Annotated in this window: 10 protein-coding genes; 3 read left to right on the top strand and 7 right to left on the bottom strand. The window is 52.7% G+C overall.

The genetic code is table 11. The annotated features are described in order from the left end of the window. Together QJQ48_RS21900 and QJQ48_RS21905 are read left to right on the top strand one after the other, a co-directional pair. Positions 1-891: ATP-binding protein (locus QJQ48_RS21900; RefSeq protein ID WP_346293381.1), on the top strand; the 891-nt coding region annotated here is incomplete at its 5' end. A 97-nt stretch (positions 892-988) separates the two neighbouring features. Beyond that, the gene (locus QJQ48_RS21905) at positions 989-2695 is read left to right on the top strand and encodes an eCIS core domain-containing protein (RefSeq protein WP_346293382.1); all 1707 of its coding nucleotides are present in this window, start codon (positions 989-991) and stop codon (positions 2693-2695) included. 288 nt (positions 2696-2983) lie between these two features. Here the strand turns inward: QJQ48_RS21905 and QJQ48_RS21910 are convergent, their stop codons facing one another. Both QJQ48_RS21910 and QJQ48_RS21915 read right to left on the bottom strand, forming a co-directional pair. After that, positions 2984-3193 carry a hypothetical protein gene (locus QJQ48_RS21910; protein ID WP_346293383.1) on the bottom strand — a complete coding sequence of 70 codons (210 nt, stop codon included), beginning with the start codon at positions 3191-3193 and terminating at the stop codon, positions 2984-2986. Further along, complete coding sequence (locus tag QJQ48_RS21915; protein WP_346293384.1) at positions 3190-3489, bottom strand: BrnT family toxin; 300 nt, start codon at positions 3487-3489, stop codon at positions 3190-3192. The genes QJQ48_RS21910 and QJQ48_RS21915 overlap by 4 nt, the downstream gene beginning before the upstream one ends. Before the next feature lie 160 nt (positions 3490-3649). Between QJQ48_RS21915 and QJQ48_RS21920 the strand changes: the two genes are divergently transcribed. Further along, a complete protein-coding gene (locus QJQ48_RS21920; protein WP_487247703.1) occupies positions 3650-3913 on the top strand; it encodes a hypothetical protein in 264 nt (87 codons plus the stop codon). Positions 3914-4272: 359 nt separating this feature from the next. Here the strand turns inward: QJQ48_RS21920 and QJQ48_RS21925 are convergent, their stop codons facing one another. From QJQ48_RS21925 to QJQ48_RS21945, 5 genes are all read right to left on the bottom strand, one after another. Next, positions 4273-7122, bottom strand: coding sequence for a COG1470 family protein (locus QJQ48_RS21925; RefSeq protein WP_346293386.1), 2850 nt, complete (start codon positions 7120-7122; stop codon positions 4273-4275). Further along, positions 7109-9424 carry a hypothetical protein gene (locus tag QJQ48_RS21930; RefSeq protein WP_346293387.1) on the bottom strand — a complete coding sequence of 772 codons (2316 nt, stop codon included), beginning with the start codon at positions 9422-9424 and terminating at the stop codon, positions 7109-7111. Before QJQ48_RS21930 ends, QJQ48_RS21925 begins: the two co-directional genes overlap by 14 nt. Before the next feature lie 219 nt (positions 9425-9643). Then, positions 9644-10834: a hypothetical protein gene (locus tag QJQ48_RS21935; protein ID WP_346293388.1), complete on the bottom strand. Its 1191-nt coding sequence runs from the start codon at positions 10832-10834 to the stop codon at positions 9644-9646. 176 nt (positions 10835-11010) lie between these two features. Then, a complete protein-coding gene (locus QJQ48_RS21940; RefSeq protein ID WP_346293389.1) occupies positions 11011-12153 on the bottom strand; it encodes a pentapeptide repeat-containing protein in 1143 nt (380 codons plus the stop codon). A 308-nt stretch (positions 12154-12461) separates the two neighbouring features. After that, positions 12462-12638, bottom strand: a complete 177-nt coding sequence (locus QJQ48_RS21945; RefSeq protein WP_346293390.1) for an NfeD family protein — start codon at positions 12636-12638, stop codon at positions 12462-12464. Between the last annotated feature and the right edge of the window lie 139 nt (positions 12639-12777).

Here is a 12777-nt window from a genome sequence, read left to right on the forward strand (position 1 = left end):
CCCTTATCTCCCCCATCTTCCTCATCTCCTTCTCTCCCCCACCTCTGGCACGCCAGCCGCCTGCAAGCCCGCCCCCAGCTTGACGATCTCGTCCAACGCCTCTCTCCCCGCGAAACCTGGTCAGACCTAATCCTGCCAGACCAGCCCTGCCGGGTGCTGCGGGAAATTGTAGCCCACATCCGTCAGCGCACCCAGGTCTATGAAACCTGGGGCTTTTCCAGTAAAAGCAATCGCGGCCTGGGCATTAGCGCCCTGTTTGCTGGGGTCAGCGGTACGGGAAAAACGATGGCCGCCGGGGTACTGGCCCAGGAGCTGCAGCTTGACCTATACCGCATCGACCTCAGCTCGGTGGTGAGTAAATATATTGGCGAAACCGAGAAAAATCTGCGCCGGGTGTTCGATGCGGCGGAAACCGGCGGTGTGATCTTGCTTTTTGATGAAGCCGACGCCCTCTTTGGTAAGCGCAGCGATGTTAAAGACAGCCACGATCGCTACGCCAATATGGAAGTCAGCTATCTGCTGCAGCGGATGGAAGCCTATCGCGGCTTGGCAATTCTGACCACGAATCTCAAAGACGCCATCGATCCGGCTTTCCTGCGCCGTATTCGCTTCATTGTTCGCTTTCCCTTCCCCGACTTGGAGCAGCGGGCCGCCATCTGGCAGCGGATTTTTCCGGCTCAGCTCCCCACCCAAGACCTCAACTACCGCCAGCTCGCCAAGCTCAACGTTGCCGGCGGCAATATTCGCAACATCGCCCTGACTGCCGCTTTTCTGGCAGCGGAGAATCAGTCCCCAGTAACAATGGCCCACCTACTGCAATCGACCCAAAGCGAATTCGCCAAGCTGGAGCGGCCTTTGCCCACGGCTGAGGTAAAAGGCTGGGTAAAGTAATTGGGTTAAAGAATACGAAGAATTTAACTGAGAGCGTTTATCCCAGTCCTGCTTACATACAATGGGGGGCAACAAAGCGCGATCGCACTTTTCCCTCATGCAAACCCGCATTCCTACCCCCACTAAAAAATCTGCTCCTCTTCCTACGCCCGCAACTGATACGGGCATGTTCCAGCGTCGCCCGTTTCCTAAGCCTCAGGAAGAGGACGAAGACGACGCGCCAGATCTGCAGCCCCGCACTGCAATTCCAGCGGTACAACTGATGGATATTCCCCTCTACCCAGAAGCACCTGCGGCTGAACCCGACCTGCAGCGCGAGGCAATGGATGAAGAGGAGGAAGACGACACACTGGCGGCTCCTGTGCAAACCAAGCTGACAATAGGGCAGCCAGGGGATAAGTATGAGCAAGAAGCAGATCAGATGGCGGCGAAGGTGATGCGGATGCCGGAGGTGGGGGTTGAGGGAGATGAGGAAGGCAGCAAGCTCTCCCCAGTGCAGCGGCGCGTGCAGGCTAAGGAGGGGGGAGCGGCGGTACCGAGTGGATTTGAGCAGCAGCTTGCGAGTCAGGGAGGCGGCGGCAGACCGCTCTCGGATAAGACCCGCGCTTTTATGGAACCTCGTTTCGGCACAGATTTTAGCGGCGTGCGGGTACATGAGTCTCCAGATTTAGCCAATTCGATCCAAGCTCAGGCGTTTACCCACGGGCAGGATATTTATTTCAACTCCGGGAAATACAACCCGGGGTCGAGTGGAGGGAAGGAGTTGTTGGCCCATGAGTTGACGCATGTGGTACAGCAGTCAAGTAAGCAAGTCAATTCTAAACTACAGCTGAAAAGTAGAGATTCAACCTATGGTAGTTGGCTCGGTAGCGAAGGAAAAGATTTTGTATCTCTTCGAGATGAATTAGAAAAGAATTATGGATATCACTTTTATGAGCGCATAGCAATTGGACAAAGAAGTAATGGCTCTCATGTATGGGGCAAAGGAGAGCACAGCAGTGAAACACCATCTAACGAAGTAGCATGGTCGATTAAAAAGCCAAACGGAGACTGGACTTTTTCAACACTGAATCAAGTTATAGATAAATGTATAAAGCTACAGGCATCGACAAGCAGTGTGAAGCAAAAGTCGAGTGAACCGAAATCAGCGTCAGATGACTCACGATTGGCTTCACCATCCTGTGCTATTGAGCATGATTTTAGTAAAAGCGAGGAGATAACTGTTCATCCTACTCCACTAACTTCAATAAAGCTTAAACTCACAGGAAAAGTAAACTGTACTATCGGAGATAGTGTATGCACGGCTAATAAAGATGGTGTCACTTTCTCTTCAAAGGGTAAAAGCGTTACTATCTCAAAAGATAACTTTCAATCACAGGTAAGTGAAGCTGTTAGTACATTTGCTGATGCTTTTCAACCCGAGGATGATAACGCGTCTTTAGCACTGAAGAACAAATTTTCTGGAAAGTTAGGTGAAACAGAATCTTCACTTAAGATTGAAGGTGCTCGTCCGTTAGTAACAGCAGTATACAAAGTTAAGCATCAGCCAAGCTCTCTGAGATTTAAAGTTGGGAATATAAATTTTGAGGGTACTGTAGGTTTTGACCTAGAAATTCGTCAGCGTTATCCAGAGCTAACTCGTGAACAGGTAAAAGCGTTGAGTTTGGCAACATTGATAGCTGCTCTTATTGCAATAATTGTTCTTTATTGGGGAGTAACAGTAGCCGCTCTAGAAGTGGCGATAGCTGCTGTCGCTGGCGTTCTTATACTGCTTGGACTTGGTGCTGCTCTTGCTGGCAGTTAACGATTGACGAAAAAATAACTCAAGTACAATCGCAGATCTTGTAAGGTACGTTTCTGCTATTCCCCCTCGTTACTTCTCCAATCACTCCTTGGAAACGCGCTCACCCCAAAACAGTGCGTTACAGCCTACACCCATTTGCGATTTTGGGCTACTACCGCTACGCGGAATGCAAAATGCAAAACCTCGTTAGATCAGCATTTCCAGCTTTTGGAAAGGTGGCGCAATTTATGCCATCAAGTACTACATTGTTATCTCAGTGCGATCAATCCTTGTTAGGAGTAAGGCTGCTTAACCAGCCTGCCGGACACTCGAAATTACCTTGAGATTGCTTCTCAGCCACTCATTGACCAGTTCCTGAACCTCTAATCCGTTTTCATCTGCCAGACGACTGATCATTTCACTTACATCCGGCTCTAGATAAATAGGAAAACTAAACTCCGCCTGGGCATTGTAGAATTTCCCTCGTTCACCCTTTGAAAAATCATAGTCTGCTTTCATTCCTCTGCCCCTTGATACTGAAGGATTTCTGCACGGGTCGCCTTTCGAGCGGAAATGATACGGATGTGACATACCTCCTGACTCATCTGCTCAAACGTGTGAACCACAACCCGGACGACTCCACTGCTGTCTACTCCAAGGGTAATCCAGCGATCTTCATCCTGGCTATGCTCAGCATCATAAATCGAAACTTGGCGAGGGTCCCGAAAAACCGTAGCGGCCTGGCGAAAAGAAATCCGATGTTTCTGAAAATTACTGGCATCCTTTGCCGGAGCCCAATCGAAGCGATATCGCAAATTTCAATGTCCTAGACCACCTGAAACTGGCTGTAAGATAACACAACAGACCGCAATCAGCGAATTAACGTAATGCTTGCAGTTATAGAAGTATCCTGTTTCTGGCAGAAGTGCGATCGCTCGCTTCGTAGGCTGGGTTGAAACATAAAACCCAGCATTCATTACAGACAATACCGGCCAAATTCAGAAAGTGGTTCTGAGTCTGAGTGAATATCAGCATTTATTGAGCGCCCTAGAAGATGAAGATCTGTATCAAGCCATGCAGGCCGTGCGTCATGAAACTCCGCTCAGTCGAGGAGCAGCACTATTGCAGCAGAAGACTCGATTAGGACACATTGGATTTACGCTTGTTGCTGGCCAGTGTGCTTTAGCCCTAAACCGTCCTAAGTCACTATTCACATGCAATAGAGGCTCTAGACAGTGATGGTGAATGAAGGTCACAAATTTCATCTCAAGGAAATTTCGTCTAATCTGTAGCCGCCAGCCAAATCATCCCTCGTCTGCTGATGCCAGCGTCGAGCCTCCTGCCGTTGTTTCTCCACACTCATAGAGCACCTTTTCTTCTGCCAATCGCTGACGTATGAACGAGCGATCGCGCCGCTGCGCCAATTCTTCTGGAGAAGAAACGATTACAGAGCCATTTCAACTGGAAGTATGTGACAGCTTGGTGTCCTTGAGCCAGACTCTAAGCAAATTATCCAAGACTTTAATCTGTTTTGCAGTCCAGCCGACCTAGAATCGCGACTGAGGGTACTGGTTGCCATTTTGAAAGGGGACTGATGTTTAGTCAGCTTGGGGGGGCAGCTCCAAAGGAGGCAAGCGGCTGGGAGCTGGGGGCAGTGACGGGATAGGGACCGTCGGCAGCGGCGGGGGCTGACCGTTGCCAGACTGGGCACTAGGCCGGGCACTGTACCCCACTTTTTCAATCACTACCGATCGCGTCACCTCCTCACCCAGTTCGTTCACTGCCCGCAGCGTAATCTTTTCAGCACCGGGAGCTGCGCTGAGGGTGTAGAGGGTATCTTGCCGGTCAATTTCACCAGGGGCGGGTAGCAGCTCTACTTGGGTGGCATGTTCCACCTGCCAGCTAAGACGAATATCGAACGACTCGCGGGCCGGATTGACCGCATAGACAAACTTAGGCTTTTGAGCCACACTCTCGCCATTGACCTGAAACTCAACGATGTCAGGTTTTGGCGGTTTGATGGGAATCGTAGGCGTACTGCTAGTAATGGCCTCCGTCACATCATCACGCTTTGGCATGACGGTGAGGTAAAACGTGTACTCGCCCACCTGGGTAACCGGGGTAGGAACGGCTTCACACACTAGCTGATTATCACGGCTGAGGCAGTAGGGGCGCAAGCGAGGATCTAGACGATTGAAGTCGTCTACGGCAGCTGAAAGGTCGAAGCCATCAAACGTAATAGGCCGCATATTTTCTGACCCGTCGGGAGCGAGGCTGACTAGCTTTAGGGCCTCAATGTCTTTTAAGTTGGTGATCGTCCAGCTCAGGCGAATGGGTACAGTGGGGGTCACGTCTGGTTCAGAAACAGGGACGATCGCCTGACCGGACTGCGTACCCTCTACCCCTACCGGGGTATCCTCAGCCTCAGCCACCGCTGCTGATTCAGCCTCCTCTGACTCAGGTGCCGCTGCCGCCAGCAGTTCGGCTGCGCCCAGCGTTGGGTTGGGGGGCTGAATGAGTGCCTCATCTACAAAGCGATATTCCGAGGCCGTGGCAGAAAACTCTAAAATCTGCGGCGGCGCGGCAGGGGCGACGGCCACTTTTTCTAGAAAAGCCGTATCGGAGAGGGGGCCGAGTTCTTGGGCAGCAGTGACCTCATCAGTCGAGTCGGCATCCGATTGCCGCGTCTTTTGAAACACCATCAGCGTAAAGGCATACTGGCCTTCGGTAAGGGCGTCACCTTCTGTTAAAAATTCCTGTACCTGCACGTTAGTACAGCGTAGCCGCTTTTCATTGGGAGACTCGGCCCGAAACAAGTGGCGGTGCAGTCGGAATAGGGGGGTTAAAAGCGATCGCTCCGCTTCACTAATTTCCACAATGGCACAGCTACCCTGGGATAGCGCTTCGGCGCTAGCGGTCGGGGTTTCTGGGTCGGAGGCTGATAGGTCGGGAGGGAGACCGCCCTTATTAGGACGATTAAACCAGTAGTTTTGCAGTGCGTCGGGGTCAGTCTCTAGGGTCTGGAGAACGCTCTGCTTATCCGCCTGACCTCTCAGCAAGACGATGCGGTCAATGTCATAGGGATTAGTGATTTCCCAGTCCAGCTCAATCGTTTCATCCGTTTCTTCCTGATAGGTTTCCTGAGCTGATTCAAACACCAGAATGCGGGGTCTGAGGCTAGGTCGCCAAAAGAAGAAATACCAAATCAGCGCGACGACAGCCGCCAGCAGCCCCAGGCTCAGCAGCGCGATCAGTAAGTGAAACAGCCAGCGCCGTCGCGCCTGCCAGACAATGCGGCCCTGGGGCAGGGTTTCTGGCAGACCGGGTAGCCACTGGGGCTGAGGCGGCGCGATAGGAACGGCTTCCGGCGCCTCAGTTAAATCTACTAAGGGCCAAACATTCTGCAGATCTACTTGGAAGGTCAAGGTTCGCTCATTTAAGCGCCAGATCTTCCGCCACCAGTGTTTGGGATAGGGTAAAAGCTGGGCGATCGCCTGCTCTCCTGGCAAAAGCTGAATTTGGGCTGGCTCGATGGCGTAGTTAAATAGCCGATCAAAATCCTGAGCCGACAGCATTAGATGCCGCTCCACATTGCCCAGATTTACCAGCGTGATTTCAAAAAACTCGTCTGCAGAGGGAATTTTGCGCCCCTCAGGCTGCAGCTCAATCGTCAGGCGATCGTCGGCTGGAATCGTCAGATAGATAATTTCCAGCAAAGCCAGATTGCTGCGATTGTGTGAGCGCACATGCAGCGTCGGAAAATAGTCTTTGGCGGGAGTGTAGGCAGGCGGGTGAACGTGCAGCAGAATTTCGCCGCTCTGTTTGGGATTGAGTTCTAGTCCGGCCGTTTGACGAACAACGCCGGGTAAATCCAGCGATCGCTCTGGATAGTCCACCTCATACCAGTCAGCCGGTAGATCGGGGCAAAACAGAGAAAAGCGATCGGTGCGGCGGGAGGGATTTTCCACCATCACTTTAATTGTCAAAGTCGTACCGGCAGCCAGCAAAATCGGATGCTCTGAGTCGCTGGCAGGGCTGACGACAATTTTCGGCTCGTTGCGCAGCTCTAGCTCTTGGGCTGAGGGCAGTACCTGAAGCTGCTGCGACCGCCGAATGTCTTCACCTAGATACTGGTCAGAGCTGACGCGGATATCGTAGCTATAGAAACCGGGATCTGCCTGGGGCGGCACCCGAAAGGTCAGCCGCACATCTGCCGACTCGCCCGGTTCGAGTCTAAGGTCAGTCACCGACCTGTCAAACTGGCTCCAGCGCAGCAGTGGTTCCGAGCGAGCATCGGCAGGTTCTAGCCACAGTTCAATATTGGCAGCGCGATCGCCGCGATTGCTAATGGTCAACGTGCGCTCTAGCGGCTCGCCCCCCGGCTTAGCCCCGCTGCCGCTGCCCTGCACATCAATCCATAAATTTTGAAGCGTGTTACTGACAACCATTCGGATTCAACTGTTTGCGATAGAGCTGGACGCGATTACCAGGGGTGTCGCTGGCAACGAGCACGACTTCCTGCTGACCCTGGGTGGTGTAGTGTAAATCAACGCTATTGAGCCGCGTGTCGTTAAACCGCCTTACTGCGATGCCAGCTTCATAGCGAGGATCACGGCTACCGTCAGCCGTCAGCGGCCACAGCATCACTCGGCCATCATCGCCGGTACTGGTGAGATAGCAACCATTGCTCGATAGTGCCAGGGCACGTACCGGGCTGCTAATCTCGCCGGCTTGCCACTGGTCGAGCCTAAATTCAGTCTGGCAGTCCTCCTGGAGAAAACGCGCTGAGCGCTCGGCCTTAAAGGTCTGCGGTAGGCAGTCGCGGATGGTCTTTAGATTCCAGGTGGTAATGACGCCCTGGTTGTCAGCCGTTGCCAGCACAGCGGACTTAGCCGCCGCTGCCGTACTGGTGATATAGCTGTTGCGATTGGTGACAGGTTCAATCCCCTCAGCAAAGACGCGATCGCGCTTATAGGCCAAATTGTAAGCAGACTGGCGCTCATAGTCCCACACCATTAGGCGGTTAAACTGGCCGCCAATCACCAGCAGGTTATAACCAGGTCTTTCGCTCACGGAGAGGCTAGAAACAGCGTAGTCCCCGCCGAGGGACAGAGTTTTTTCCACCTCTGGCTGGGCCGCTGGGTCTGCCGTTTGTAAGCGCCACTGATGGACTCGACCGCTGCCATGACCGCTAAAGAGAAAGCGCGAATCGCTGGTGAAATCTAGATCGAAAATGCGATCGGGGCCGCTACTGGCGCGAAATGTCTGCAGTCGATTAGGGGGGTCAATGTTCCAAAGCTGAATTTCACCGTCTTCTAGGCCAATTGCAATCTGGGCAACGCTTTCTTCCGGTAAGTGCTGAATGACGCGAATCGGCTTGGCGGCAGTTTTCTGGGCCTCTCCTGCCGCCATCACCCGCTGAAACTTAGGACGGCGAATATCAATAATCCAGGGGTCTTGATTCACCTGCCAGCGGCGCACCGTCTGATCGCTACTGCCGCTAAAGATGGTGTCGCCACTGGCAAAAAGGCTGATGGAGTTAATCGGCGCAGTGTGCTGCGTCTCAGGATTGAGCCACCAGGCTAGCCACAGCAGCCATAGCCCCACTACCCCCCCCAGCACCTGCAGCCACAGCGGTACTACAGGCTTGAGCCGCAGCTCTAGAATGCGGCTAGCGGGGCTTACCTTGACTGCTTTGCCCACTTCACCAGAGCCAGGGGAAGCGAGCTGCGGGAAAACTTCAAAAAAACGGGTGCGGGTGGTGCCTAACCAGGGCCGCTGGCTTTCCACGTCTAAACGCAGCCCGCCGGATACCTCCGGAGCGAGTTCTAGGGTGGCAGGCACTGTCTGCCAGCGGCTGCCATAGGAGGACTGCACTGAAAGCTGAATTTGCTGTAGCAGGTTGCTTTGATTAGAGAAAATCAGATCGTAGGCGACGGGATACAGACGCTGATGCCGCCGCCAGTTGGACTGGGCGGGTACCTGCTGCCGAGGATTTAAACACTGAAAGCTGACACTGCCAAAGGGTAGCACTTCCAAGCGACCTGCCGTACTGGCAGTGTTTCCCTGACCGTCGCTGGCCTCCAAGCCAAGATGGTAAAGGCGACTTTCGGTTTGGGCCGTGGCAGGGGGCACACACCAGAAGGTGACGTCTTCAGAGCTACCTGAACCCAAACGCAGCGATCGCTCCGTGCCTTCTGGAAACCAATCTGTCTGCCAGCCCGGAGTCGCGTCTAGACCTGTCAGCTTCAGCGTGATGTTTTTGGTCTCGCTGCTGAGATTGTAGACCAGGGCCGGAATGCGGACGCGATCGCCCGGATAGACCTGGAGATCTTGAAAAGGCAAATAAACCCGCAGCGTTTTGTTGGGCCGCAGAATGCGTAGAAAAACCGTTTCAGTGGTAGATATCTGCTCAATTTCCGGCGACAGGATCTTAAGGGTCAGCGGTAGCTGAGTATCGTAGGCCGGAATGGGCGCTTTCAGCATTGTGATGTGAAACTGAGTGCGATCGCCGGGTGGCTTTTTAGCGCAAATTTCCGGCTCAACCGTGTACCACTGAGCACTAGCGGTTGGCTCTACCCCACTGGCCTCTAACGCTAGCTGAAAGCTAGCAAAGCGATCGGTCGTATTAATGACGGTGACTGCTAAATCGCTTTCAGTAGCAGGCGCAGCGCGGGTAAAGTCGCCTGTATCACTGGGTTTAAAGTCAATCTCTCGCTGCTGAAGTTCAAGTTTAACCGAGCTAGCCATTACCCAAACGCCCTGTATAAAGCAATCAATTGAAACGCTTGACTCCTGAGCCGTACCTCTGCGGGAAACGCTCAGATCGTTTAGCTAGCCGTTTGCTCAGATACTGGCCCAAAGAAGACGACTGCCAAAGGACAGCATTTGCAGATTTCGTATACCAAAGGCTAATGATATTTGGCCAAAGCGCGTAGCTTTGCAACAAAAATACATAATGCCCCTGGGCTATTGCAGCAGCCTTGTGAACAGATTTTCTTGCCAGGCAAAGTACAAAAGATTGATGCCAAATTCCTGAGCCTCTCGAATTTCTAGGCGCGATAAGTGGCGACCGCTCCACGGGTCTGAAAGATTTCCCATTGCTAGCAGTACATTGCCTCCTTGATAGAGTTCTAAGCTGTCAGCAGCAATTTGCGGTAAGCAACCGAATAAAAAGGGCTGCTTCATGATGGGATGATGCTCGCTAACCGGATCTAGCGGCTGATGCTCCGCGAGTTTGTCTAGCAGCCCCCATAGCTTTTGATCGTGCTGGTGGCTCGCCTCCACCAGCAACAGCCCCCGCTTTGCCTTGAGGTACTGACCTAGAACATCCAGCTTGCGAGCATCGTGGGTGCTTTGCCAGTCTAAAAGCTGCTGGGCGGGTAAATAGATGAGCTGAGCAGCGGTCTCGGTTGGCAGATTGGCGGTGATTTCTAGCGTTTCTAGCTGGCAGGTCAAATCGGGATACAGCACCGCCAGACTGCGGGTTAGCTCTGTTAAATTTTGATAGGTTTGATGGCTAAGCTCACTGAGCACGCCAAGCTGTAGATGGGCCTGACAGCGCAGCCGGGCTGACTGGCGATAGCGCAGATCCAACTCGTTGATAGCAGGCGATCGCGGCTCAGTCGGAATCTGGATTTGTACATCTCCCCCCTGGTTGGGACTGCTGGCTAGCTCAATGCGGCAAAGCTCAATATCGGCCGGCTCTAGGGAGCGCGATCGCTGATCAAAGCGGTAACGTTCGGCAACGCGATCGCGGTCGTGGTTTAGTTCTAAGCCGTCTGGATCAACGTAGCGAATCACCACATGAATCGTTAGACTACCCTGGTCAGGCACAGGGGCGGCAATGCGATAGGTGCGATCGTCTTCCGGGCTGACAATAATCGGATTGCCCCGTAGGTCAATAGCAATGCCAGGCTGCACCTCTAGCCAACGGCGATCGCGAAACTGTGCTGCTGCTGTTTCGGGCTGTGCAATAACCTTGACACCCAAACCACAGACAATGCCCGGTTCCCAAAGCGACTGATACACCACATTTTGCCGCTGACGATGATAACCATGAGCTAAAGCCCAACGCTCAGCGTTGATCTTCAAATCGTCGCGCACATTTAGGCGCATCAACGGACTCAAAGCCGGAAACGGAAAAGGCTGACGGTTCACGAATGGCCACTCCTTTAAACTTTCAGGGGATGCTATCTCTGGTGCCTCAGCAAACATAGCTTGACTTACAAAGGGTGCTCACAAATGTCTGGCTTGTCAAAGCAGCAGGCTGATAGCACGACTTTTAGGACATCGAGATTTGCGCCAGCCTCAACCTACAATGACTAGCGGCTCCACTAACAGTCCCGAATTTCTCCATCAGGCATGGTGGCACCACAGAAGTTGGTGTAATAAACTTCAATACCGCTGAGCGTTGTTTGTTGAAGATTAGCATTTCTAAAGTCAGCTCGCTGCAGGTAGGCATCAGTGAGGTTGCTGTTGGATAAATCAGCCCCCCTGAGATTGGCTCCCTGCAGGTTCACGCCTGATAAATCTGCGCCGCTGAGATCAGCCCCAGACAGATCGGCATCTCTGAGGTCAGCGTTTTGTAGCTTGAGCCCCCGCAAGTTGCTGCCACTCAGATCAGCTTGCCGCAGGTCTACCCCGGCTAGATCAGCAATGCCAGTGAGGTCCATGCCGCTGAGATCGCGATCTGCCAGATTAGCACCGATGAAGGCCGTATCGTTCAATCTCACGCCTCTTAGGTTGCTGTCTTCCAAGTTCGCCTCGGCTAAATTGGCAGTCTCTAAATTGGCATTCAATAAATTGGCTTCCTCTAAATTAGTTTGGCTCAAGGTTGCTCCGGTTAAGTTCGCCTCAGCTAAATTCGCCTCTTGCAGATTGCTATTGCTTAAATCTGCCCCTGCAAGGTTGCTTTGAGCCAGGTTAGCTTCGCGCAGATTGGCCTCAGATAGCTGCGTCTGTTCCAGATTGGTGGCGAAGAAGCTAGCCCCTTCTAAATTTGCTTGGGTTAAATTAGCTTCCTCTAAAATAGAGCTGTCAAAGTTCGCCCCTACCAAATTTTGCTCAGAAAAATTGATTTGTCTCAAATCAGCGTGATTGAGATTGACACCGGCCAAGCTTAAAGTCTCTTGGGTAAGCAGTTCATCAACTTGCCGCTGGTCGATCGGTGTATTCACAAGCTGCCAAGCCACGCGCCACCGTTCCGCTAGTCTAGCGCCTGCAATCAGGGTATCTCTCAGGTCAGCGCCGCGTAGGTCAGCTCCTTCAAGATTGGCCCCTTGCAAATTTGTATGCCTTAGATCAGCGTTGCGTAAGTCAGCGTTGCGTAAGTCAGCGTTGCGTAAGTCAGCATTTCTCAAATCGGCCTCGCGCAGATCAGCCTCATTTAAGTTGGCGCTTCTTAAATAAGCGCCTCTAAGTCTGGCAGCCTGCAGCTTACAGTCCGGACATTCCCGTGTTTCTCTCAGACGCCTCACAGCAGCTGATTCCTCCGCCCAAGCAATACCGTTTGCGAAAGCAATTAGGCTCGACAGGCTACCTAGAAACGTTGCTAAAAAAGCAGAATGCAGAGTTGCGGGTGTCATCCTTGCGCCCATAAAAATATTCATCAGCCTCAAAGAACAAAGCGACTCAAAAACAATCATGGAACACACTACGGCATGTTAATTAAACATAGCTGACAAATGAATCCGAGCATCAAGTGCTAGGCCAGACGCATAAAAAATCAAGTACTTCAACGCTTTGGCGGCTAACTCCATCAGCTAATTGCGGGGCTGCTGTTGTCTCATGATGATTCTCTCCGTTGGGGCAGGGGGTTAACGAGGAGTGTCAGTCCGTCTCGACCGACAACTTCGACCGGGTCGCCGGGTTGCAGTTCGCTGAGCGTGGCGGTTTGGGAAAGGCGGGCAGGCCAGTAGGTAGCCTGAAAATGAACCCGTCCAGGATGTTGGGTTGTGACCAAGCGGCTGACCGTGCCTCGACCAAGATTGAGAAGTCATTGTTAGAAAAAGGGGTTAAGCGGTGTATGGGATGTCTCTGCAAATGCGGTGGATAGACTTATTATGCAGGCGCATTCCGTTTGATTCGAGGGATCTTCGGTG

This window comes from Sphaerothrix gracilis Ecp01 (genome assembly GCF_030405905.1).
GTDB lineage: Bacteria > Cyanobacteriota > Cyanobacteriia > Phormidesmidales > Phormidesmidaceae > Sphaerothrix > Sphaerothrix gracilis.